The 22,820-nt window shown below is 59.7% G+C and carries 19 protein-coding genes, 1 tRNA gene and 1 pseudogene; 8 read left to right on the forward strand and 13 right to left on the reverse strand.

All coding sequences use genetic code 11. The features are described from left to right. The first annotated feature begins 43 nt into the window (after positions 1–43). The gene (locus H3T92_RS06980; protein WP_232341909.1) at positions 44–337 is read left to right on the forward strand and encodes a variant leucine-rich repeat-containing protein; all 294 of its coding nucleotides are present in this window, start codon (positions 44–46) and stop codon (positions 335–337) included. Here H3T92_RS06980 and rsmI read toward each other — a convergent pair. After that, positions 316–1,269 (reverse strand): 16S rRNA (cytidine(1402)-2'-O)-methyltransferase, encoded by a 954-nt coding sequence (rsmI, locus tag H3T92_RS06985; RefSeq protein ID WP_144085543.1) that lies wholly within the window; start codon positions 1,267–1,269, stop codon positions 316–318. The genes H3T92_RS06980 and rsmI overlap by 22 nt on opposite strands. 223 nt (positions 1,270–1,492) lie before the next feature. Here rsmI and H3T92_RS06990 point away from each other — a divergent pair, with 223 nt between their 5' ends. Further along, a complete protein-coding gene (locus H3T92_RS06990) occupies positions 1,493–3,049 on the forward strand; it encodes a dolichyl-phosphate-mannose--protein mannosyltransferase (RefSeq protein ID WP_144085542.1) in 1,557 nt (518 codons plus the stop codon). Positions 3,050–3,114: 65 nt separating this feature from the next. Here the strand turns inward: H3T92_RS06990 and H3T92_RS06995 are convergent, their stop codons facing one another. Next, positions 3,115–4,509 carry a GH1 family beta-glucosidase gene (locus tag H3T92_RS06995; RefSeq protein ID WP_144085241.1) on the reverse strand — a complete coding sequence of 465 codons (1,395 nt, stop codon included), beginning with the start codon at positions 4,507–4,509 and terminating at the stop codon, positions 3,115–3,117. 212 nt (positions 4,510–4,721) lie between these two features. On the opposite strand from H3T92_RS06995, the gene H3T92_RS07000 reads away from it, so the two are divergent. Together H3T92_RS07000 and H3T92_RS07005 are read left to right on the forward strand one after the other, a co-directional pair. After that, entirely contained in the window at positions 4,722–5,405 is a 684-nt protein-coding gene (locus tag H3T92_RS07000) for a VTT domain-containing protein (protein WP_101431836.1), read from the forward strand. An 83-nt stretch (positions 5,406–5,488) separates the two neighbouring features. Continuing rightward, a tRNA-Ala gene (locus tag H3T92_RS07005) sits at positions 5,489–5,561 on the forward strand. 289 nt (positions 5,562–5,850) lie between these two features. Here H3T92_RS07005 and H3T92_RS07010 read toward each other — a convergent pair. The 5 genes and pseudogenes from H3T92_RS07010 to dnaK all read right to left on the reverse strand — a co-directional run. Further along, positions 5,851–7,401 (reverse strand): annotated as a pseudogene (locus H3T92_RS07010) (DEAD/DEAH box helicase); the annotation flags it as partial. A 202-nt stretch (positions 7,402–7,603) separates the two neighbouring features. Then, on the reverse strand, positions 7,604–8,134 hold the full coding sequence (locus H3T92_RS07015) for a heat shock protein transcriptional repressor HspR (RefSeq protein ID WP_198189696.1): 531 nt from the start codon (positions 8,132–8,134) through the stop codon (positions 7,604–7,606). A gap of 52 nt (positions 8,135–8,186) precedes the next feature. Continuing rightward, positions 8,187–9,191: a DnaJ C-terminal domain-containing protein gene (locus H3T92_RS07020; RefSeq protein WP_198189660.1), complete on the reverse strand. Its 1,005-nt coding sequence runs from the start codon at positions 9,189–9,191 to the stop codon at positions 8,187–8,189. Between the two features lie 147 nt (positions 9,192–9,338). Further along, positions 9,339–10,064: a nucleotide exchange factor GrpE gene (grpE, locus tag H3T92_RS07025; RefSeq protein ID WP_198189661.1), complete on the reverse strand. Its 726-nt coding sequence runs from the start codon at positions 10,062–10,064 to the stop codon at positions 9,339–9,341. A 1-nt stretch (position 10,065) separates the two neighbouring features. After that, the gene (gene dnaK / locus H3T92_RS07030) at positions 10,066–11,964 is read right to left on the reverse strand and encodes a molecular chaperone DnaK (RefSeq protein ID WP_198189662.1); all 1,899 of its coding nucleotides are present in this window, start codon (positions 11,962–11,964) and stop codon (positions 10,066–10,068) included. Between the two features lie 396 nt (positions 11,965–12,360). Between dnaK and H3T92_RS07035 the strand changes: the two genes are divergently transcribed. Then, the gene (locus H3T92_RS07035) at positions 12,361–14,133 is read left to right on the forward strand and encodes a glycoside hydrolase family 13 protein (protein WP_198189663.1); all 1,773 of its coding nucleotides are present in this window, start codon (positions 12,361–12,363) and stop codon (positions 14,131–14,133) included. A 183-nt stretch (positions 14,134–14,316) separates the two neighbouring features. Here H3T92_RS07035 and H3T92_RS07040 read toward each other — a convergent pair whose 3' ends face one another. After that, positions 14,317–14,973 (reverse strand): DUF624 domain-containing protein, encoded by a 657-nt coding sequence (locus H3T92_RS07040; RefSeq protein ID WP_198189697.1) that lies wholly within the window; start codon positions 14,971–14,973, stop codon positions 14,317–14,319. A 276-nt stretch (positions 14,974–15,249) separates the two neighbouring features. On the opposite strand from H3T92_RS07040, the gene H3T92_RS07045 reads away from it, so the two are divergent. Continuing rightward, positions 15,250–16,254, forward strand: coding sequence for a LacI family DNA-binding transcriptional regulator (locus H3T92_RS07045; protein ID WP_198189664.1), 1,005 nt, complete (start codon positions 15,250–15,252; stop codon positions 16,252–16,254). 853 nt (positions 16,255–17,107) lie between these two features. Here H3T92_RS07045 and H3T92_RS07055 read toward each other — a convergent pair. Continuing rightward, complete coding sequence (locus tag H3T92_RS07055) at positions 17,108–17,818, reverse strand: histidine phosphatase family protein (protein WP_198189698.1); 711 nt, start codon at positions 17,816–17,818, stop codon at positions 17,108–17,110. 65 nt (positions 17,819–17,883) lie between these two features. Here H3T92_RS07055 and H3T92_RS07060 point away from each other — a divergent pair, with 65 nt between their 5' ends. Together H3T92_RS07060 and H3T92_RS07065 are read left to right on the forward strand one after the other, a co-directional pair. Beyond that, positions 17,884–18,249: a DUF4235 domain-containing protein gene (locus H3T92_RS07060; protein WP_198189666.1), complete on the forward strand. Its 366-nt coding sequence runs from the start codon at positions 17,884–17,886 to the stop codon at positions 18,247–18,249. A 106-nt stretch (positions 18,250–18,355) separates the two neighbouring features. Further along, positions 18,356–19,174: a nitroreductase family protein gene (locus H3T92_RS07065; RefSeq protein WP_198189667.1), complete on the forward strand. Its 819-nt coding sequence runs from the start codon at positions 18,356–18,358 to the stop codon at positions 19,172–19,174. Between the two features lie 202 nt (positions 19,175–19,376). Here the strand turns inward: H3T92_RS07065 and H3T92_RS07070 are convergent, their stop codons facing one another. The 4 genes from H3T92_RS07070 to H3T92_RS07085 form a co-directional block, all read right to left on the reverse strand. After that, complete coding sequence (locus tag H3T92_RS07070; RefSeq protein WP_198189668.1) at positions 19,377–19,628, reverse strand: hypothetical protein; 252 nt, start codon at positions 19,626–19,628, stop codon at positions 19,377–19,379. A gap of 195 nt (positions 19,629–19,823) precedes the next feature. Continuing rightward, positions 19,824–20,762, reverse strand: coding sequence for an aldo/keto reductase (locus tag H3T92_RS07075; protein WP_144085225.1), 939 nt, complete (start codon positions 20,760–20,762; stop codon positions 19,824–19,826). Positions 20,763–20,831: 69 nt separating this feature from the next. Then, positions 20,832–21,584, reverse strand: a complete 753-nt coding sequence (locus H3T92_RS07080) for a tyrosine-protein phosphatase (protein ID WP_198189669.1) — start codon at positions 21,582–21,584, stop codon at positions 20,832–20,834. Between the two features lie 192 nt (positions 21,585–21,776). Next, the gene (locus tag H3T92_RS07085; protein WP_198189670.1) at positions 21,777–22,442 is read right to left on the reverse strand and encodes an SDR family oxidoreductase; all 666 of its coding nucleotides are present in this window, start codon (positions 22,440–22,442) and stop codon (positions 21,777–21,779) included. Positions 22,443–22,820 lie beyond the last annotated feature (378 nt).

Raw genomic sequence — 22,820 nt, forward strand, 5'->3', positions numbered from 1 at the left:
GACTGCCATCAGCAGCCGGTCGCGATCCTCGGCAGAAGACGATTTGAGCCAAGACGAACCCAACAGCATCCAACCCATGGCCGAGATGCGCGCCCCACCACCAGAACCTCCCCTGGTGCCCACGGCGCTGATGGCCACAGACCCCGCGACCGACCCGAGCATCCTCTGGACCATCGCCCGAGAAGAGCCTCAGCTGCGCCGGTGGCTGGTGGCCAATCCCGCTGCCTCGCCAGCCCTGCTGGAGACCATCTCCCAGCTGGGCGGGCCCGGTGTGCGCAGAGCACTAGAGGTGTTACTGAATGAGGGGAGCGGAAATCAGTCCTCTTCATCCTCTTGAACGGCCAAGGCATAGATCCGCTTGCGATTAGGCAGGCTGCCATCAGCCAGGGGGTGCTCGGCAGCTACCCGCGCGATGGCCTCCTTGAGGCGCAGTCCCTCGGTTCGAACCAGATCACGTGCCAGAACCGCCAGCTGCTGATCATCCATGGCCTCAGGATCGTTGCGCCTGGCCTCCAAGGCGGATGCACCAGCCACGACCAGAACCATCTCTCCACGGGGAGGATCCTCCTGGAGGGAACGCACAATTTCATCGACTGTGCCCCGCCGAATCTGTTCATGTTCCTTGGTCAGCTCCCGGCAGAGGGCCATGAGCCGGTCGGGGCCGAAGACCTCCTGAAGGTCCTGCATAGCCTGATCGATGCGGTGGGGCGTCTCGTAGAAGACCATGGTCCGCTCCTCGCTGCGCAGGGTGCGCAGATGCCGCAACCGCTCCTGATGTCGACGGGGAAGAAACCCCTCATAGCAGAATCGGTCGGTCGGCAGACCGGAGAGGGCCAGGGCATCCAGCACGGCGCTGGGGCCTGGGGCACAGGTGACCGGTATGCCTCGCTCAATAGCCCGCCTGACGATGGCCATGCCCGGATCGTTGATGGTGGGCATGCCCGCATCTGAGACCACCAGTGCGCAGGCTCCGTCACGCACCTGATCCAGGATGGGATCGGCCATCCGCCGCTCGTTATGATCGTGATAGGCCATAACCTTGCCGCCTACGCGCACCCCCAAACGATTGGCCAGATCATAGAGCCGCCGCGTGTCCTCTGCTGCCACCAGGTCCGCCGACTGCAGGAGCTCCACCAAGCGTGTCGAGGCATCGGCGACATTGCCTATAGGCGTGGCCGCCAGCACCACTGTTCCACGTGAAACACTGGGCGAAATCGACCCTGCATGGCTTTCTCCACCCTGTATATGTCCATCGCTCCGGCCATTCATGCTGCTCATGCCTTCAGTATGGCCTAATCTAGGGGTGATGACATCTTTGGCAGGGCTTTCTTCGCAGCATCGCTCCTCCAGACACGGCAGGCACGCCGCCCACCGGTCCGGTCGCCCTGCCATGCTGTCCATCTTCAGCACGCCCAAGGGTCAGCACACCAAACGAGGGATCACGATACCCAGGCTCTCCCGTAGGCAGAGCAGCTGGCTGGCATGCATACTCATGGCTCTTCTGGGCGGGCTTCTGCGGTTTGTACGGCTGGGCAGCCCTCGGGCCATCGTCTTCGACGAGACATATTACGTCAAAGACGCCTGGACTATGCTCATGACCGGCGAGCCGCGCAACTGGCCAAAAAAAGCCGGTCCCCTTGACCTTCCCATCGACCAGCTCTTTGCCCAGGGGCATACAGGCGACTGGCTGCCCCAGGCCGAATACGTGGTTCACCCGCCGGTGGGCAAGTGGTGCATCGCTTTGGGTCTCAAACTGTTCGGCGGAGCCGGGAACCCCTTCGCTTGGCGAGTGGCCACTGCCCTGGCGGGCACCATCGCCATCCTGCTGCTCTGCCGAGTAGCCCTGCGCCTCTTCCATAACCTGCCCATCGCCCTGACAGCTGGCTTCCTCATGGCTATCGATGGTCTGGGCATCGTGATGAGCCGTACCGGCCTGCTGGACAACTTCGTCATGATCTTCGTCCTGGGAGCTTGGCTGTGCCTGATGGGCCATCGGGACTGGGCGCGGACCAGGCTGCGACAATCCTGGGTCAAGGATCAGGCTGATTTTCGTCTGCACTACCGGGTGAAGGTCATTCAGTCACATGGACAGCAGGGACAGCAAAGCCGTGTCGAACTGCCTGTGGCCACTACCGGCCCCTTCATCGCCTGGTCCTGGTGGCGGACAGGAGCCGCCCTGCTCCTGGGCCTGGCCACCGGCACCAAGTGGTCAGGCGCCTATTTCTTTGCCGTCTTCGCCCTGATCTCAGTGCTCTGGGACGGCTGGGAACGCCATCAGGCAGGATACGGATCCTGGCTGCAGAGCGCCGTGTTCAGGGACGGGCTGCCGGCGGCCCTGCTTATGATCCCCGTCTGGGCGGGCACCTATCTGGTCTCCTGGACGGGATGGTTCCTGCACGGCGATTCCTTCATGCACAACTGGGCGGCCCAGCACCCTGGACAGGGTCTGACCTGGCTGCCGGAGGGGTTGCGGTCCCTGGCTGAATACCACCGGCAGATGTGGCACTTCCACACCACCCTGCATACCCGCCATCCATATATGGCCAATCCCCTGACGTGGCCCCTGCAGATCAGACCCACCAGCTTCTACTGGCAGAAGATCACAGGCTTCCCCGGCCTGTGCGGACTGGCCAAGGACTCCCCCTGCGTGGCTGCTGTCACATCCTTGGGCAATCCCCTGACCTGGTGGCTGGGAAGCATCTGCATGGTTCTCGCCATCGTCATCGCCGTCGTGGTCAAGCACGGAGATTGGCGGATCTGGGGGGTCTTGGCAGGCATGCTGGCCGGCTGGCTGCCCTGGATCCAATACATGAACCGGACCACTTTCACTTTCTATTCCATCGTCATCCTGCCCTGGATGATTCTGGCAATCTGCTATGTGGCCAACTGGCTGCGGCAGAATTCGGACAGCGTCCTCTACCGGCAGACCATGATCATGGGCCTGACCCTGCTAGGCCTGACCTCAGTCTTCTTCTACCCGCTGTGGACCGCCATGCCCATCCCCTATGACTTCTGGCGCATGCACATGTGGCTGTCCAGCTGGATCTAAGACAAAGGAGGCGGCCGGACAGGGACGCCCGACCGCCTCGCAGCAACGTTTGTATGCCGTCGTGCTCAGACTGCACGATCATGAATGATCTGCGCGTACCGCAGACCGGAATCCTTCCAGATCCTCTCCTGTGTGTCATAGTCGACCCTGATCAGCCCAAAGCGCTTGGTGTAGCCCAGGGCCCACTCAAAGTTATCCAGCAGGGACCAGGCGAAGTAACCGGTCACCCGGGCACCTGCATGGATGGCGCGGGCCACGGCACGCAGGTGCTCCTCCAGATAGGCCACCCGCTGGGGATCGTGCACCCCTTTGCCGCCAGGGAAGGATGAATCCAGGCTGACCTGGTCCTCCCAGGCAGATCCGTTCTCGGTGATCATAAGATCCAGCTTGGGGAAACGGCCGGAGACCTCCATGAGCAGATCGGTCAGCCCCTGAGGCTCCTGGTTCCAGCCCATGGCGGTCAACGGCCCCTGAGGAGGCAGAGTCTCGACCATATCCTGGGCGGGCATGGGGTTGCGCTCGGAACCAGCGCCGCTTCGACCCCCCACGTGGTTGGTTGAATAGTAGTTGATGCCCAGCACGTCCAAGGGCTGATGGATCTGTTCCAGATCACCGTCACGAACAAAGCTCCAGTCAGTGAGGCCCTCGGCGGCATCATGGATGCGTTGGTCATAGGTGCCGGCCAGCATGGGGCCCAGCCAGACCTCGTTGGCGAACAGGTCAGCCCGGGTCTTGGCCGCCAGATCCGCCGGATCGTCGCTATCGGCCCGGTTGACCTGCAGGTTCAGGGTCACCGATATGCGCGCCCTGTCACCCAGTTCGGCACGAATGGCCTGGGCTCCCAGCCCATGAGCAAGGTTCAGATGATGGACTGCTGCCAGAGCCTGCCCGTAGTCGCAGATGCCTGGAGCATGGCCGCCATTGCCGTAACCCAGATAGGCCGAGCACCAGGGTTCGTTCAGGGTGGTCCAAGTCTGCACCCGATCGCCCAGAGCCTTGGCCAGGACGGCTGCATAGTCGGCATACCGTTGGGCGGTGTCGCGGTTGGCCCAGCCTCCAGCCTCCTGCAGGTACTGAGGCAGATCCCAGTGGTAGAGGGTGACGACAGGTTTGATGCCGTTTTCCAGCAGCATGTCCAGCACCCGCCGGTAGTGATCCAAGCCAGCCTGGTTGATGGCACCGCCTGCCTGGGGCACAATACGAGGCCAGGCTACAGACAGCCGGTAGGCCCCCACCCCCATCTGCTTCATCAGCGCAATGTCCTCCGGGTAGCGGTGGTACTGATCACAGGCGACATCGCCATTGGATCCATCCGCTATCCTTCCTGGCTGCCTGCAGTAGACGTCCCAGATGGAGTCCCCCCTGCCGTCCTCGTACGCCGCACCCTCTACCTGGAAGGATGCCGTTGCCGTGCCCCAGGTGAAGTCCTCAGGGAAGGCGAGCCGTTCGTCATTGACCATATGTCCACTCCTCCATTGTGTGACCCTTCCTGCCTATCTTCGCACAGGAGGACCGACGACAGGACCGTGGCCGACAGCCGATAAGTCCGGCATCGATGGGTTGTGTTGTCCTCGCAAGGAATCAGACCGGGGAGTACCGAGTACCAAGGCCAGCTTGTTAAAGTGTGTCTCGGTTCTGGAAAAGCACACATCGACGGAATGGAACACGATTCATGGGGTTCGTCAACTGGCTGATACACCTGCTCAAGGATCCGCGCAGCGCCATCGCGAGCTGGATCGCCATGGGGCTGGTGCCGACCTACGGGTTCATCTTCCTGATCATCTTCATTGAGACCGGCGTGGTCTTCATGCCCTTCCTGCCGGGCGACTCCCTGCTCTTCGCCGCCGGCGTCTTCGCCCATGACCCATCCAGCGGCATGGCCTTGGACGTGCTCCTGCCCGTCGTCTGGCTGGCCCCCATCCTGGGCGACCAGAGCAACTACTTCATCGGACACTTCTTCGGCAGGGCCATCGTCCGTTCGGGACGCGTGAAGTCACTGACCCCCGAACGAATCGCCAAGACCGAGGGCCTGATCGACAAGTGGGGCCCCCTGGCCGTGGTCCTGGGACGCTTCCTCCCTTTCATCAGAACCTTCATGCCCTTCATATCGGGCATCTCCGGAATGCGCTGGCGCCGCTTCACCCCCTTCAGTGTCCTGGGAGGCCTGATATGGTCCACCCTCTTCACCCTCCTGGGCTATTTCTTCGGCGGCATCCCCGCAGTCCAACAGCATTTCGAGCTGGTCATCATCCTGATCCTGGTCATCTCGGTCCTGCCCACGGTCATCGGCCTGCTCAAGGCAAAGTTCGGCCGCAAGAAGGCGACCACCGAGGAAACCAGCGCCAAGGCGGACTGACACCTGATCTGAGATATTTTGCGTTTGGCCAGGGCACGCGCTAAAGTAAGCTTCTGTTGTTCGGCTACGGTCGGGCAACGAATGGGGCTGTAGCTCAGTTGGTAGAGCGCTTCGTTCGCATCGAAGAGGTCGGGGTTTCGACTACCCTCAGCTCCACAGTGTCGAGATACTTTTTCTTCTTTTCCTATGCCGTTTTTCACTGCATCGCTATCGCTCTTCTGCCAGGATCAATCAGGCAGGTAGATGCATAGCGGCATCAGGCAGCTTTATAAGCAAGAACCCTGGCACGTGGCCAGGGCCGGATTGGATTGCGATTCCTCGTCAAACGCTCAGAGAAAAGCTTCAGCGAAGCCGACAACCACGATGGGCGCATTACTGAAACACGCCCATCAGCGGATCAACGCTTGGCGGCAGAGCGGAAGGGGTTGCCATCGCGACGATGACGACGATGACCGCGGCGGAACCCACGACGGTCCGCGTCAAAACGAGAGCCAGCGCGGCCGCTGCCACGGCCATGGTCGTGACCACGGGTCCGCTCGCTGCTGCCGGAATGACGATGGCCTCTGGTCCGGCCGTCCAAGGGACCATCCTCATGATCGAGTGCCGGTCGGTCACTTGACCTCCGGGAACGGTAAGGCCGACGATCCCGATGTCCGCTTCGGCCGCCACGGCCTCCATGGGCAGACCGGCCGCCCGAGGCCTGCGGCTGCTCGGCCTGCAAAGACCAGCCGTGCACCGGCTTGGCTACGGGCCCTACGAGTTCGGTAACCTCGGGCGAGTCAGCGGTCACCTGAACCGGCTTGGCATCGATATGGGCCAGGCGCAGCATCCGTCTGGTGTCGCGCCACTGGTCGGGCAGGACCAAGGTGACCACGTCGCCGGAACGGCCGGCTCGAGCCGTACGCCCTGACCGATGCAGAAAGGACTTGGGATCGGCTGGTGGATCTACCTGAACCACGAGGTCTACGTCACTGATGTCCACACCGCGGGCGGCCACGTCGGTAGCCACCAGGACCTTCACCTCGCCCCGGGAGAACGCCCCCAGATTGCGATCGCGCTGATTCTGTGAAAGGTTGCCATGCAGCTGTGCGGCCGGGATGCCGTTGTCGATCAGATTCTTGGCCAGCTTCTTGGCCTGGAATTTGGTCCGGGTGAAGAGAATGCGCCGTCCGGCGCCCGAGGCCAGCTTGCGCACGAGATCATGCTTGACGGCCTGGGTGGTGCGGAAGATGTGGTGGGTCATCAGATCCACATGCTGGGTGGCTGAGTCCACCTCGTGAATCTTGGGATCCTTGAGGAAGCGCTTGACCACGGCATCCACTCCATGATCCAGCGTGGCCGAGAAAAGCATGCGCTGACCACCCGGGCGAACCTGGGCCAGTATCCGCTCCACGGCAGGCAGGAAGCCCATGTCAGCCATCTCGTCGGCCTCGTCCAGCACGGCGATCTCCACGTCCTCCAGGCTGAGCTTGCGCTGACGGAGCAGATCCTCCAGGCGACCCGGGCAGGCCACCACGATCTTGGCCCCGCGCCGAAGAGCATCGACCTGACGGCCCTGGCCAACGCCGCCGTAGACGGTGCAGGTCCGCATGCCGTAAGCCTGAGCCAGCGGATTGAGAACCTCGTCGATTTGATTGGCCAGCTCGCGGGTAGGGGCCAGGACAAGACCGCGCGGGCGGGGCAGACTGCCTGATCTGGCGGCATCCCCGCGGCCATGGCGAGCACGTCCCCCCTCGTCGTCAGCCAGTCGAGCCACCAGAGGGATGCTGAAGGCCAGGGTCTTGCCGGAACCCGTCCGGCCCCGACCCAGGATGTCGCGGCCAGCCAGAGCATCAGGCAGGGTGTCGCGTTGGATGGGGAAGGCGCTGGTCTTGCCGTCCTTGCGCAGGACACGAACCAAGGGTTCAGGCACCCCTAGATGGTCAAAAGTCATAGGTTCTGCAGCCATAGGCTCTGCAGCAGAATGGCCGGAATTGGACGAATTGGAATCGGGCATGGATGAAGCAGTCACAATGACCTTTCACAACAGGGAAGAAAACGGTACTGTCGGTCGACAGTTCGCAGGCCGCGTGCAAAGCAGAGAATGACGAATTTCGCGCAAGCGGTTTCCCCGTACTCAAAGCATTCAGGCGACGATCAGCCGCAGCTCTGGAGCGAGCGGCCAACCTGTTCACCATAGCACAGGGCCCTCACCTGCTTCAGGAGCGTACGCTCCAGACGATCAGCGATTTGGACTCGGTCGGATCGGCCTCGTCATGCGTCGTGTCCTGCCGCCAGAGCCGGGCCCTGCTGGACCGCCTGACCTCGACGACCCGGCCGTCGGCAGCGGCGGCAAACATACTGGATCCTTGTGACTGGTGGGAGCGGCGCAGCTGGCGCCTCAGCTGGCGATTCTCCTCGGCCAGGGCCAGGATCCTGGTCACCCCGGCCAGGTTGATGGACTCGTCCTGGCTCAGATGCTGGGCCTGACCCAACCGGTCCAGATCCCGCAGGGAGTATCGGCGCGCACCCCCCTCGGTCCGTTCCGGCACGATCAGACCCAGCCGGTCATATTGGCGCAGGGTCTGCGGATGGATGTTGGCCAACTGCCCGACCTGGCCGACGCTGAAGACCGGCAACTCAATGTCCAAGCCGGCATCGTCGGCAGCATCCAGACTGATGCGCCCGGCCACCAGCCCGCGAGCGCAGGCCAGATAGATCCGCCTGGTCTCGGAATCCACCCTGACCATGATCATCACTCCTCTCCGCTGTTCGTTCCAACCTGATCCTGCATCAGGATCGTCATATCTTCATGCGTTCCCCGGCGATCTGCTCGTCGAAGTCGCCACTGTACTTGGCAAAGTCACGCATGGCCTTCTTCTGGGCCATGCCCAACCGACCAGGCATGCGGATCTCAAGCCGCCCCACCAGGTCGCCCTTGCCGCGCCGGTCCTGAACCCCCTTGCCGGCGATGCGAATCTCGTCGCCGCTGGAGGAGCCAGCCGGGATTTTGAAGGTGACGACCTGGTCGTCGATGTCCCGGGCCTGGACCTTGGCCCCCAGGGCTGCCTCGGATACCGTCACCGGCAGGGCCATGACCAGATCCCTGTCCTCCATGGTGAACCGCTGGCTGGGCTGAACGCTGATCTGCAGGTAGAGGTCGCCATTGGCGCCTCCGTCCCTGCCAGGCCGACCCTTGCCAGCCAGCCTGATCCGCTGGCCATTGCGAACCCCAGCAGGGATATGCGTCTTGAAGCGCTTGCCACCCACGCTCAAGGAGACCGTGGCCCCCTTGACCGCCTGACGGAAGGACAGGCCGATGCGAGAATTGCGATCCTCGCCCTTGACTGGCCTGGGCCTGCTCTCCTGGTAGGCGGTCCGGCCGCCACCGCCGGCACCCCCGCCGAAGGAGGAGAAGATGTCAGCAAAGTCCGGCTGCCCCGAACCATCGCCGAAACGGATACGGGTGCCTCCAGGCGCTCCAGCCCCACCGAACATGGAGCCGAAGATGTCCGAGAAGGCATCGGTGTTGAAGCCGCCCTGGCCGGAACCCCCGGCGAACCGGGCTCCCCCCATGCCGAACTGGCGGATGGCATCGTACTTCTGGCGCTGCTCCTTGTTGCTGAGCACGTCGTAGGCTTCGGAGATGTCCTTGAACTTCTCCTCGGCCTCCTTGGTCTTATTGAGATCGGGATGGTATTTGCGGGCAAGCTTGCGGTAGGCCTTGGTGATCTCCGCTTCGCTGGCGTCCTTGGAGACACCAAGGACCTTGTAGTAGTCCTTGCTCAGCCATTCATTCTCAGCCATCCATGTCTCCTTTCCTCATAAGCTACGAATATATCGAATTGGAATCCGCTCTTGCGCGTGCGGCGGCGGGCGGGACCGTACCCCACCCAGCCGCCGCATGCGAAGGCGTCGATTCAGCCTGCGGAAGGTCCGCAATCACCGTCCCTGCTACTGCCCGGGCGAGGTCACCACTACCCTGGCAGCCCTAATCACCCGGTCGCCGATCCGATAGCCTGCCTCAACCACCGTGTCAACAGTCTCTTTCTTGGCCTCGGGGTCCGGCTTGTGCAGGATGGCCTCATGCTTGGTGGGGTCGAAGTCCTCGCCTTTTTCACCGAACTTCTCGACGCCGAACTTCTCGAAGGTCTTGTCGATCTTCTTGGCCACAGCCTGGAAGGAGTCGTCCATCTGCCCGTGCTCCTTGATCCGGTCAATGTCATCAAGGGCTGGAAGAAGGGCGGTCAGCACATCCACGATGCCGTGCTGGCGGAAGATGTCCTGCTCCTTCTTGGCGCGGTTGCGGAAGTTGACGAACTCGGCCCGCTCACGCTGGAGGGCCTCCAGATAATCGGCGGCCTCCTTCTTGGCCTGGCCCAGAGGAGTCAGACCCTCTGATTCCTTGTCGGTGCCGTCTTCCTTGGCCGAGTCAGCATCAGTCTTGTCGTCAGCCTGAGCATCCGCTGATGACGCGTCCTTGGCGGAGGAATCCGACGGAGCCTTGTCGGCCGCCTGACTCTCGTCTGCTGCGCTCTTGCCGGCATGACGGCCGCGAGCCGCTTCCTGATCGGGCGTCGAAGCGGCGTCGGAGGCCTTGGCCTCGTTCCCGTCCGGTTCGCCGGCGGCGGCCGGGTCGCCCTTCAGCGGCCCGGTATCATCCTTGTCGAAGGCCGACATGTCACTCGCCGTCCTTCTTCTTGTCGTCGTCATCCACGACCTCGGCGTCCACCACGTCGTCATCAGCAGACGCGGAGGAGTCCGCACCCGGGGCAGCACCGGCGGCACCTGCAGCGCCCTGAGCGCCTGCAGCGTCAGCGGAGCCCTGCTGGGCGTAGAGGGCCTGGCCGATCTTCTGGGCAGAGGTCATCAGCTCGCTCTGGGCGTTCTTGATCTTGTCCATGTCCTCGCCCTTCAGAGCCTCTTTCAGAGCGTTGACCTTGTCGGTGACCTCCTTGGCCACCTCGTCAGAGATCTTGTCCTTGTTGTCGTTGACCAGCTTCTCGGTCTGGTAGGCGGCGGACTCGGCGGCGTTGCGGGTGTCGGCGTCCTCACGGCGCTGCTTGTCCTCAGCCTCGTGGGCCTCGGCCTCCTTGACCATGCGGTCAATCTCGTCCTTGGGCAGGGCGGAACCACCGGTGATGGTCATGGACTGCTCCTTGCCGGTGCCCTTGTCCTTGGCGGAGACGTGCACAATGCCGTTGGCGTCGATGTCGAAGGTGACCTCGATCTGAGGAACGCCGCGCGGAGCCGGAGCGATGCCGGTCAGCTCGAAGGTCCCCAGAGGCTTGTTGTCACGGGCGAACTCGCGCTCACCCTGGTAGACCTGAATCAGCACGGAGGGCTGGTTGTCCTCAGCGGTCGAGAAGACCTCGGACCGCTTGGTGGGGATAGCGGTGTTGCGGTCGATCAGCTTGGTCATGATGCCGCCCTTGGTCTCGATGCCCAGGGAGAGCGGGGTCACGTCGATCAGCAGCACGTCCTTGCGGTCGCCCTTGATGACGCCGGACTGCACGGCAGCGCCGACAGCCACGACCTCATCGGGGTTGACGGTCTGGTTGGCTTCCTTGCCGCCGGTCAGTTCCTTGACCAGGTCCTTGACGGCGGGCATACGGGTGGAGCCGCCGACCAGCACCACGTGATCGATGTCCTGAACCGAAATGCCGGCATCGTGCAGCACGTTGTTGAAAGGCGTGCGGCAGCGGCCCAGCAGGTCAGAGGTCATCTCTTCGAAGTGCGCCCGGGTCAGGGTCTCGTCCAGGTGGACTGGAGTCCCGTCGGGGGTCATGGCCAGGTACTGCATGGAGATGCTGGTGGAGGAGGAGGAGCTCAGCTCCTTCTTGGCCTGCTCAGCAGCCTCCTTGAGCCGCTGCAGGGCGATCTTGTCCTTGGACAGATCCACGTTGTACTTGTTCTTGACCTCGCTGACCAGCCAGTCGATGATCTTCTGATCCCAGTCATCGCCGCCCAGCTTGTTGTCGCCGTTGGTGGCCTGAACCTGAATGGTGGAGAAGCCGTCGTCGTCCTTGCCGATCTCCAGCAGGGAGACGTCGAAGGTGCCGCCGCCCAGATCGAAGACCAGGATGCGCTCATCCTCCTTGCCCTTCTCCAGGCCGTAGGCCAGGGCCGCGGCGGTGGGCTCGTTGATGATGCGCAGGACGTTCAGACCGGCGATCTTGCCGGCATCCTTGGTGGCCTGGCGCTGAGCGTCGTTGAAGTATGCAGGGCAGGTGATGACCGCGTCAGTGACGGGCTCGCCCAGGTAGGACTCAGCGTCCCTCTTGAGCTTCATGAGGATCTGGGCCGAGATCTCCTGCGGGGTCCACTTCTTGCCGTCGATCTCGACGGACCAGTCGGTGCCCATGTGGCGCTTGACCGAGCTGATGGTCCGATCCACATTGGTGACTGCCTGCCGCTTGGCCACCTCGCCGACCAGAATCTCGCCGGACTTGCTGAATGCCACCACCGACGGCGTAGTCCGCGCGCCCTCAGCGTTGACGATTACGGTGGGCTCGCCGCCCTCCAGGGTTGCAATGCAGGAATTGGTGGTTCCCAGATCAATGCCAACTGCACGTGCCATACTCATTACCTCCTGATGAAATCGGGGCGTAGGGCCTGACCCTGCACCTCATCGTTCACGTTCTCCGCTCGCGCTTCGTTCGTGGTCCCGATGGCCGGCTCCCGTCGGCCCGGGCAAGCAGCCATCATGACCACTCCGAAACTTGAGCCTACATCACTCAACTTCTTCTGGCAAATATTATTCCCATCGCTTCGAATTTGTCGATCGAAACAATGATTACTCAATTGAAAACGTATGCAATCACGTATCATCACAGTATGAGCTAAATCTATATCATTAAAGGATTTGCGTCACAAAAAGCTGATTTATACAAGAGCACAGTTGACCAACGGTATTGCTATCGTTGTCATACAAACACTAATCCATAAGACGGCCTGTTTCAAGGAGGAGATACGTATGACCGACAACAACATGAACGACGACTGGTGGAAACAGGCAGTTGTATATCAGATATATCCGCGCAGCTTCAAGGATGTCAATGGCGACGGCATTGGCGACATCCGAGGCGTGACCGAAAAAATGGAATATCTGCGAGACCTGGGCGTAGACGCCATCTGGCTATCACCCTTCTACCCATCGGAATTGGCCGACGGCGGGTATGACGTCATGGATTACCGCAACGTCGACCCACGCATGGGCAGCATGGCTGATTTCGACGAAATGGCCAACAAAGCTCATGCCATGGGACTCAAGGTCATCGTGGACATTGTTCCCAATCACACGTCAAACAAGCACGAATGGTTCCAGGATGCCCTGCGTGCAACTCCGGGATCCCCCGAACGTGACAGATACATCTTCCGCAAGGGCAGAGGTACGAATGGAGAACTGCCGCCCAATGGATGGATGTCCTTGTTCGGCGGACCTGCCTGGGAGCAGGTCGACGATGGCGAATGGTATTTGCACATATTTGCCAAAGAGCAGCCTGATTTGAACTGGAAGAACAAGGATGTTCACGAAGCCTTTAAGGATATATTCCGCTTCTGGTCCAATCATGGCACGGACGGCTTCCGCATCGACGTGGCCCACGGGCTGGCCAAGGATCTAGACAGCCGCCCCCTGTCCGAGTTGGATAGGTGGCCCGTTCAGGAACAGTCCAATTATCACAACTATGAGCATCCGCTATGGGACAGACCCGAAGTGCATGACATCTATAAGGAATGGCGCAAGGTCTTCAACGAATTTGAACCTCACCGTTTTGCAGTCGGAGAAGCCTGGGTCGTGCCTGAGCACCAGCATCTGTACGCATCCGAGAACGAACTAGGGCAGGTTTTCAACTTCGAGTTCGCTAAGGCCAATTGGGACTGCAAAGCCTTGTACACCGCAATCGCCGAAGGCCTGCAATCCGCCAAGGACTCAGGGTCGACCACAACATGGGTGATGAGCAACCACGATGTAGTCAGACAGGCCACCAGATACGCACTGCCCCAGGTGGACAGCTCCACTTATCATCAGCTTGACAAGGACTGGCTTCTTCGAGATGGACAAACCTACTTCGAAGACCGGGCCAAAGGCACGCGCAGGGCACGCGCAGGGTTCGCCCTGGAAGCCGCCTTGCCCGGCTCCGTGTATATCTATCAAGGTGAGGAACTTGGCCTATTCGAGGTTCCTGATATTCCTTGGGACCGTCTGGAGGATCCGACTGCGCACCGAACCCGCGGCAAATATACTGAAAAAGGTCGCGATGGGTGCCGGGTCCCCCTGCCTTGGGTTGCCGGAGACACACCTGCCCCCGCAAACTGGAATCCCGCCTTTGGAGAAGGGGCCTCCTTCGGGTTCTCCCCCGCTCGCAACCAGGACGGAGGACCAGCCAGTAATCCTCACCTGCCCCAGCCGCTCTGGTTCAAGGACTTTGCTGTCGATAAGGAGGAAAGCGACGAGAACTCGATGCTCTCCCTCTATCGAAAGGTCCTGAATCTACGATCCACGCTGCTGACCCCTGCAGGCAACGTGGCAGTCACGGCCCTATCTGCTACGAACGGCCGAATTTCCTACACCCGCAAGGCACTTGTCGATTCCAAGCCTGCGGAACTGACCTGTCTGACCAATTTTTCACAGACAGCGACCCCCCTTCCACAGGGTCGAACCATACTCGTATCAGACAGCCTTACTGACGACGGCCTGCTTCCCCAAGACACAACCGCTTGGGTGGTTCGCCTAGTGCAGGAATGACGGACAAGGGGCGCTAAGACCAAAGCGAACACAAGGGTCCTGTAACAATCCTCCCTATTGCTGCAGGACCCTTGAACAAATCTGGTACGCACCAGGACACCGCTTATCCTTCGAAATACCCGCAGCTCAAGCAGCATCCTGAGAGGTAACTGCGACCACTTATCGCAATATTGCGAGACGACCTCAATGAGTGGTCTTCTTCTGATCTGCTGCAACAGCGGTGGGTCGTGGCATGGAAGCATTTGCAAGAAAATGCTTGAAGGCGCCATTGAGCAGGGGTGTATGCACCATGATCAGGGTTCCGTAGCCGCAGAGTAGCAGCAAAAAGAGCCCTTGGGGCATATAGAACCACGAGAGGATCAGTAGGGCAAAATACAGTGCATCGCAAAACACCATGATCAAAGTCCGCCCAAGGTTGGCCAAGGCAAACACCCATGCATTGAACAAGGTCCGACCTATGGTGTTTTCAAAACGCGACTGCAAGGCCCAAACCCACTCAAACCCCAACACCCACAAAATACTGAAGGCAAATTTAATGATCAACAGCGGCGCGATTTGGAGAACCACCCAAGCATAAAGCAACAGTAGCAGCAATGGCGCAAAAACAAGCCAGATCATAGTTGCCTTGATGAAGTTTGCACGGAAAGCGCGAAAATAGTTCGATGTCACATGCCCTTGCCCCTCGAGACTCCTCCTGGCGGCATCATGGCCAGCAGTCAGAGCAGCCCCGATGGATATCAGGGGAATAGACGTGACCATCATGAGGATATTGATCCAAATAGCATCAACAAGATCGGCGAGGCCTTTCATAAAGCCTGAATCAGGAGAGAGAAAATTCAACGGAACCCCCAAGCCGGGAAAGGGCAGGAAACCAGCGACGACACCTGTTCCATACCATGTTGCCGTTTTCCATGATAACCCACTGCAAACCGCCGTAGGTTCTGTCATCCTTTGATGACGCATTTCCGGCTCATCGATGGCTCTTGTGGCAGCTGAAGGTCACATATGCTGAGCTGACCGTATTTCAATCAAGCGCGCTATCATCAGATAGCTGAGCACCGCTACGGCATCCGATTGCAGGCGCTGGTCCTGGCTCAGCATTGACGAGGAGTATCCATGGAACCCACAATCCAGGACGTGGCCAGACAAGCGAATGTTTCCGTGTCCACCGTCTCCCGGTCGTTCACCCGGCCGGAACTGGTTTCCAAGCACACACGCTCAAGGGTCCTGTCAATCGCGCAACAATTAAATTTTTCGATTTCGCGCTCTGCGACTGCTCTGAAGTCAGGCCAGTCCTTGCGTGTGGCTGTGCTCATCAGCGGCCACTTGAATACCTGGTTCAATTCGACCATCGTGGAAGGCTTCAACGAGGTCTTTTCACGCAACGGATATGACATCTCCATCTGCCAGATCACCAGCGGCCAAGCGCGAAAAGAATTCTTCCAAGCATTGCCCGTGAAGCGCAACGTCGATGCCGTCATCGTGACCTCCTTCGACATCGAGTCCTCCGAGGTCTCTCGTCTTAGCAGCATCAATGTGCCGATCCTCAGCCTTAACGTCACCGAGGAGAACGGCTTCATGGCTTCGGTCCGCAACGACGATTTCAATGGCGGCATGCTGTCGGCCAACCATCTGATAGCTCTAGGACACACACGTATTGCCTATATTCGGTCAACTCCCGTTGCGTCCCTTCGCTTCAGCGTTCAAGCCAGATTGGAGGGATTCTTGAGCGCCTGCAGGGCAGTCGGCATCAAACCAACAGTTCTGGCGGCACCGGCAACCGAAAACCCCACCAGTACTATACTGGCAAAGCTGGGCAGCATGAGGAACAGGCCCACCGCGATTGCCAGTCAGGAGGATTCTTTGGCGATACCGCTGATTTTCCAACTGCAACGGTTCGGCATCGCCGTTCCCTCGAACATGTCCGTCATTGGATACGACGACAGCAGATTCGCAGGGGACATCGGACTGACCACCATCCGGCAGAAACCCTATGAGATGGCTGTTTCACTGGCGAAGAAGACCCTCCAGCTTATTGAGGGGAACAGGCCGGAGAATCTGCATGAGCTGATCGCTCCCACATTGATCCTCAGGTCGTCCACCGCTCCACTCAAGCGCTGAAGTCTTCCTTACGATCAACCGATGCTTATTAGCCTGATACTTTCCCGCCCAGCGCCATCCCAGCCGGCTGCGGCGTATTCAAGCATGGCACCGAGATCATCCTTCCAAGGCTCCGAAGGCGCAAGCGTGAAGCTCCAGCCCACATGCTCATACTTGGCATCAGAATCTTTCCGCATAGCTGAGACCAGAGGGTTATCGGTCTTTACCTTATTGAAAGTCTTGAAGGGAGTGGTGGAACCCATATCCTGGGCTATGGTATTCTTGCCCTGCTCTGAAGCGATCGTCCAATTGAGGAACTTCTTGGCAGCCTTGATGTTCTCGGAATCGGCCTACTTGTTCAAGCACTCGTACTGCGTGGCCACCGGTCGCCAATCTTTGCTTCTGCTCGTTGGGCAGACCCATGTAGACGGGTAACATACCGACCTTGTCGGCATCCATCTCAGCATTCTGCGGATCAGTCCAAGCCCAAGTGCCGTTTTGATAGAATGCAGCATCCCCCAAGGCAAATTCAGAGTTCACATCATCGGGGCGCCGACAACAAGTCGCGGCGGCAAGGTTTTGACGACAGTCTGCACGCTCGCGGGTGCAAGGTAATCCCGGTCCCCATCAAGAACCCATACAGATAGAAAAGATCGCGACCAGAAAAGTCGTGGACCTGACCACTGGCAAGCACAATCAACCAACTCATGCAAAAACAGTGTCCAACCAGGTTGATTCCGGGCAGCAGCATGTCTGTCCAAGGCATGGGGCTGAAAGCCTAAGGTCTGAGCTGTAATTATGGCCGACAGGGATTGCTTCCTGAGCAGGTTTCGGATGCGCTGAATTTACTCATACAAACTGATATTCAGCTCAATCACACGTTCCACTGCCTGAGCACACGCTTGCCCTGATAAATGCCGAGAACACCGTAATGCGCCGTATTCATCCTGAACAACTGGGCCTTATGGGGGTCCAAGTCAAGCCACTGCGTCGTCAGGATGCGCAGGATGTGGGCGTGCGCCACCAGGAGCACATGCCGCCCCGAACACACCAGGGGCTGAAGCCATTCGACGATCCCACGCGCACGGGCAGCTACCTGATCCAGACTTTCGCCCTGAGTCACATGCACGGAAACGGGGCTGCCCGAAGGCAGATCGACCAGCCGGTCGCCAGCCAGCTCATCGATGCCCAAAGCATGCGGACCGTCGATCCACAGTTTCCAGTCACGGCCAAGGCTGGCCACCACGTCTTGAGGACGGTGCCCCTCGGCCGGACCGTAATCCCACTCCAAGATCTCATCCAACGGCGCCGGATCAGAGAAACCGGCCAGCTCGGCTGTCTGCCTGGCTCGTTGCAGGGGGCTGGAAAAAATGCAGTCAGAGTCAAATCCATCGGGGAAGGCCTTAGCCAGCCTTTGACCCGCCTCTTTGGTCTGTTCACGCCCTTGGTCAGTCAGGGGGATGTCAGTGCGCCCCGTATATTGCCCGGTTTCGCTCCAAATTGTCTGGCCATGCCGCAGCAGCACAGCGTAGCCTTCGCTCTCGTTCGAGGCATCTTTGCCCGACATATTCTTCGCAATGTCCATGGATAGCAGTTTAACCCACGGTCCGGTCACACCCCAGACCCCCAGGCGTGTGGGATAATGAACTTATGACGGACTCAGGACGGGAACCTGGCGGGATGGCCGACCAAGTGGTCGGCATGCTTCATCAGGTGGATGGCAAGGTGAATGACATGCGCAACTCAATTGAATCGGATCCGGAATCGCTGACAGACAAGCTGGTCAAGTTCGCGCTTCCCGGCATCGCCGCGCTGTTGGCGGGCAAGCTCTTCCAGGCCTTTTGGAGCGGACTGGTCCGCAAACGCAATAGAGGCGTGGACAGCCCTGAAGAGGATCAGGAGAGTGCTACTGACGGTCTTCTCTTCGGCGTTCTGTCGGCAGCCGTTATCGCCTTGGTCTCAGGTCTGTCCGAGCGGGGTTCCCAGGCTCTGATCGACCGTCGTCACCAGCGCTGAAAGCAAGGGACGCTGACTGATAACCAGACCGGTCCAGATAACGCTGATTGCGTGATTTTGACGACAAGGTCTTGCATTGGCAGGCGTTGACGGCCAGAATGTCAAAATGACCTTATCAAATTCACAGAAAACCCCGGCCGCGAATCCGGCCGACAATCCCACTATACGGACCTTGCTTGAACGACGCTCCATCCGCGGATTCACTGACGAACCGGTAGACGACCAGATTGTCACCTTGCTGGAGCAGGCGGCCCAGCATGCAGCGACTAGCCGGTATTTCCATGAATGGTCGGCCATCAGGGTCACGGATCATGATGAGGCGCTGGCTATCGCGGATTTGGCCCATCAACGCTACGTAGCCGAAGCCCCGTTGCTCTACATCTTCCTCGCCGACCAGCGCCGCAATGCTGATTTGGTCCGACGGTTCGCCGATGATCTGGAACCGGATACCACCCTGCTCAACTCCGGTTATGTCTTCCTGCAGTCGCAGAACGATGCGGTCTTGGCCCTGCACGCCATGGAGACCGCAGCCAACGCCCTGGGCCTGGGCGGAGTCATTTTGGGCAGCGTCATCAATGATACGAACAGACTGATCGATCTGCTGAAGTTGCCCAAGCTAGTCTACCCGGTGCTGGGTCTTGCCATTGGCCATCCGGCCCAGGACCCAGACCCCAAGCCCAGGATGCCTCGTCAGGCGCAAATCTTTACCAACACCTATCAGCGAGCCGACGATGATGCAGACATGAAGGATGCCTTGGCTGACTTCGATCAGACGGTCACCCGCTATTATCGCGACATCCGGCACCTGGATGATCCCCACCGTTCATTCAGCGCCATGATGACTGACAAGGTTCGCAACCCTGCCTCCGGCCACGAACCCATGCTGGATTCGATCCGCCGACAGGGCTTTGACCCAGCCTGCTAGGCAACGAAGTCCCTGCTGGCCAGACAACTGTAAGGCTCACCTGAGAAGTTCACCAGCCTAGTTGTGAACAAACAAAGCCCAATCGGCCCCAAGCAGTGAGATCAGCGGAATCCGATCTTGCCGCCTGGGGCCATATGGATCACCTCGGCGATCACCAAGAATGCCAGGTCAAATGCTGGGGCTGCAGAGGCAATGACTGCCCCTACCGACGACGAGGCTTGTACCCACGTTTGCGGCTGCGTGGTTTCGAAGCTCGCGAGCCCATCCTCATGCGCTGGTAGGAACCCGGCTCATGGCTGGTCAGATGCCAGCTTCCGCAGTAATCACAACGGTAGACCCATAAAAGAACGTCGCGTTCGACCATGCTGCGGTCGGCGGCCTGCTGGGCCTTGGCCCGATCATGATACATGATCTTGGACGTAGCAGCGCAACGTCGTGGGGTGAAATAATGCATGACAGCGTACGACTACCTCGAAACCGATCTGACTAACCTTCTGCGCACTTTTACACTCATGGCGTCCAATGCCCGGTCGAGCAGGCCCTGCCAGATGATGCACCCAGATGATGCAAGATCAGACTGGCAGGGCGCAATCCTTCATACCCCGAAGCAGTTGCAGCCGGGCGGACGCGAGCGACCCTAGAGCACGGATCAGGGCAGGTCGTGACCAGCGCTCAGGTAGAGGTCATACCATTCCTGGGCGGTCAGATCCACATCCGCACCAGCGGCCATCTGCGTGATGCGCCCGGGGTTCATAGAACCCAGAAGCACCTGTATGCCGGCGGGATGCCGCAGAATCCAGGCCACAGCAATAGCGCTCTTTGCTACCCCATGCTGCTTGGCCAGTTTGTCCAGCTCGGCATTGAGTTCGGGATAGCGGGGATTGTCCAGGAAGACCCCGTCGAAGTACCCGGTCTGGAAGGGGCTCCAAGCCTGAATGGTCATGGACTTCAGCCGCGAGTAGGCCAGAAGACCGCCATCATGATCCAGACTGGGATCGTCGCCCATATTGACATGAATCTCCTGGTCGACCATGCCGGTGTGCCCCAGGCCGAACTGCAGCTGGTTGACCTCCAGCCGCTGGCTTACCGCGCTCTGCAGCAGCTCCACCTGCATGGGGTTGACGTTGCTGACGCCGAAGTGCCGAACCTTTCCACTGGTCTGCAGTTCATTGAAGGCCTCGGCCAGATCGTCCAAGTCGACCAAGGTGTCGGGACGATGCAGCAGCACGAAGTCGACATGGTCGGTCTGCAGGTTGACCAGCTCCTCATCCAGGGCCTTCAGCAGGTGATCCTTCGAGAAGTCATAGCGGGTGATCTGGTCGCTGTCCGGGTTGCGGAAGATGCCGAACTTGGTCTGGATGCCCACACTGTCCCGGTCTACGCTCAGATCCTTCAGAGCCTGTCCCAGGGCCCGGCTGCTGGCGCCGGCATGGTAGCAGTCTGCTGTATCGAAGAAGTCCACGCCCGCATTCATGGCCGTCTCCACAATGGTCCGCGCTTCCTCGCGGCTCTTCTGATCGATCCGCATGACCCCCAGGGCCACACGGGAGGCCCGGAATCCTGACCGTCCTAAATTCATGTATCGCACAATGTCCTCCTCGCAATTGACGTCTAGGCTCGAGTCTACCCGCCCCAGCCGCCTCTCAGCCTTGTACGATTACTCCAGCAGGTTACGACGCAGGGCCTCCACCTGGTCTGGCCCGAACCCTAGGGCCTGATGTGCATAGGCGAAGACATCACCATAGGCATCAATCATGAGCTGGCGGGCGTAGGTCAGATATTCCTTCTTGACGCAGAGCGCAATCTGCAGGGCAGCCAACGAATCCTGGCCAAAGCCTTTGGCGCGGAATTGGTCCAACAATTGATTGTTGGCCGCCACCCTCTCTTGGTTGGTCTTCAGATAGTCCGCGAATACCTGATCATCGTCCACTTCCAGCAGCCAGAGCACTAGGGCCGCGGCGAACCCGGTCCGGTCCTTGCCGGCAAAGCAGTGGAAAAGGGTGGCCCCCTGAGTGTTGTCCACGACGATGCGCAGGAACTTCCCATACCCCTGCTGGGCCGCAGGATTCATGACCAGGTCATGGTAGACATCCAACATGTGGCCGTTGACCTGATCCGCCAAACCCAGCGAGGCGAAATCGTCCAAGCTGGCGCCGCCGGTGCCACTCTGCTCCAGCAGATCGATGTTGGTAAAGGTCACGCCATCGATCCTGTCGTCCGGACTTTCCTGTCTCTCAAAGGGCCGTCGGAAATCCACAACCTGCGTCACCTGGCAGCGATCGACCAGCTCCCTCTTAGTATCTGTGTCCAGACCCACCAGCTGCCCTGATCGGATGAACTTGTGGGGACGAACCCGGCGGCCGTGGATGGTCCGCATGCCTCCCAGATCCCGAAAATTGGTGATGTTCATCAACGACCTCCTTAGGTTGCGCCCAGTCCCACGCCCACCCCACCTTCATAAAGGTCACTGGGACGCAGTGCACCCAGCGCGCAATCAACAGCAAGAGACAACAGGCAATGCAACCAAGGTATCATTCCTGTTGCTGTGCAGACACGCGATGTCTGTAGGTGGGCTTCGTGCTTGAGGAATTGGTTGGTTCTGTTACTGCTGTGCGGTCAGGGCCTGTTTGATGGGCGTGCTGCCTCCGATGATGTTGTAGATCCTGCCTGTGGTCTGCTCCAGGTCGACGCAGTCGGCCAGGCATTGTGCCACATCGGCGATCGGTATGGGCCCAGGGCCGTCCGGCTCAACCTGGATGGCTCCTGTGCCGTCCTGCTCGGTCAGGCTGCCTGGCTCGATGATGGTGTAGTTCAGCCCGGAGCCGATCAGGTATTGGTCGGCCATGTTCTTGGTCACGTAATAGTCGGCGAGGGCATCGATGGCAGGTTTGACCTGGGGCTGCTCCCAGCGCAGCCAGTCGGCTGCATACATGGCTCCCAGCATGACATACCTGGTGATGCCGACCGCTTTAGCGGCCTCTATGGTCTTCATGGCTCCCAGGGCGTCAATCTGGTTGATGTCCTTGCCACGCGATCCTGCAGTGAAGACGACAGCATCCGCATGCGACTTGCGGAATGCGTCGGTTACTTGGGAAAGCGGGTCATGCAGATCCAAGGTCAGGGGCTCCACCTGCTGGCTGGCAGTAATCTTTGAGGCTCCTCGTGCGCAGGCTACCACCTCGTGGCCGGCTTTGACCAGGTCCTCGAGGGTCAATGCGCCTACTCTGCCCGTGGCTCCTACAAGAATGATTCTTTTGCCCATGCTCATCCGCTTTCTTCGTATCCGTATTTGTGCGCCTGATTCGGCTGCCTTTCATTCTAGATGTCCTGGACCAGAAACGACGGGCGGCAAAGTGGGCGACGGTTTTGACATCAGTGCTCTCTAGGTTCAAATCGCAGACTGCGCAAGTGAAAGGCGGCCTTTGATATTCGGCTCAACTGTGTTTGATTGTTTCCCTCACGGCTTTGTGCAGGAGGACAGGAACAGCAAAGCATTGGTCTTGAAGTGAAAATAAAAAGAGAGGCATCCTCAGGAATATTCTCCCGAGGATGCCTCCCATATTCAATGTGTTGTGGCGGCGGTGTGCTACTCTCCCACACTCTTCCGGGTGCAGTACCATTGCCGTGCTGGGTCTTAGCTTCCGGG

The organism is Bifidobacterium sp. W8112 (assembly GCF_016101425.1).
In the GTDB taxonomy this organism is placed as follows: Bacteria; Actinomycetota; Actinomycetes; order Actinomycetales; family Bifidobacteriaceae; genus Bombiscardovia; species Bombiscardovia apousia.

Excerpts from the sequence above, each read along its gene's own strand:
- H3T92_RS07015 (WP_198189696.1), bottom strand. The coding sequence starts at position 8,134 with ATGGTCAGGGTGGATTCCGAGACCAGGCGGATCTATCTGGCCTGCGCT.
- H3T92_RS07045 (WP_198189664.1), top strand. The coding sequence starts at position 15,250 with ATGGAACCCACAATCCAGGACGTGGCCAGACAAGCGAATGTTTCCGTG.
- H3T92_RS07085 (WP_198189670.1), bottom strand. The coding sequence starts at position 22,442 with ATGAGCATGGGCAAAAGAATCATTCTTGTAGGAGCCACGGGCAGAGTA.
- H3T92_RS07020 (WP_198189660.1), bottom strand. The coding sequence starts at position 9,191 with ATGGCTGAGAATGAATGGCTGAGCAAGGACTACTACAAGGTCCTTGGT.
- H3T92_RS07080 (WP_198189669.1), bottom strand. The coding sequence starts at position 21,584 with ATGAACATCACCAATTTTCGGGATCTGGGAGGCATGCGGACCATCCAC.
- H3T92_RS06990 (WP_144085542.1), top strand. The coding sequence starts at position 1,493 with ATGGCTCTTCTGGGCGGGCTTCTGCGGTTTGTACGGCTGGGCAGCCCT.
- H3T92_RS07035 (WP_198189663.1), top strand. The coding sequence starts at position 12,361 with ATGACCGACAACAACATGAACGACGACTGGTGGAAACAGGCAGTTGTA.
- grpE (WP_198189661.1), bottom strand. The coding sequence starts at position 10,064 with ATGTCGGCCTTCGACAAGGATGATACCGGGCCGCTGAAGGGCGACCCG.
- H3T92_RS06995 (WP_144085241.1), bottom strand. The coding sequence starts at position 4,509 with ATGGTCAATGACGAACGGCTCGCCTTCCCTGAGGACTTCACCTGGGGC.
- H3T92_RS07070 (WP_198189668.1), bottom strand. The coding sequence starts at position 19,628 with ATGCATTATTTCACCCCACGACGTTGCGCTGCTACGTCCAAGATCATG.
- H3T92_RS07065 (WP_198189667.1), top strand. The coding sequence starts at position 18,356 with ATGACCTTATCAAATTCACAGAAAACCCCGGCCGCGAATCCGGCCGAC.
- H3T92_RS07055 (WP_198189698.1), bottom strand. The coding sequence starts at position 17,818 with ATGGACATTGCGAAGAATATGTCGGGCAAAGATGCCTCGAACGAGAGC.
- dnaK (WP_198189662.1), bottom strand. The coding sequence starts at position 11,964 with ATGGCACGTGCAGTTGGCATTGATCTGGGAACCACCAATTCCTGCATT.
- H3T92_RS07060 (WP_198189666.1), top strand. The coding sequence starts at position 17,884 with ATGACGGACTCAGGACGGGAACCTGGCGGGATGGCCGACCAAGTGGTC.
- rsmI (WP_144085543.1), bottom strand. The coding sequence starts at position 1,269 with ATGAATGGCCGGAGCGATGGACATATACAGGGTGGAGAAAGCCATGCA.
- H3T92_RS07000 (WP_101431836.1), top strand. The coding sequence starts at position 4,722 with ATGGGGTTCGTCAACTGGCTGATACACCTGCTCAAGGATCCGCGCAGC.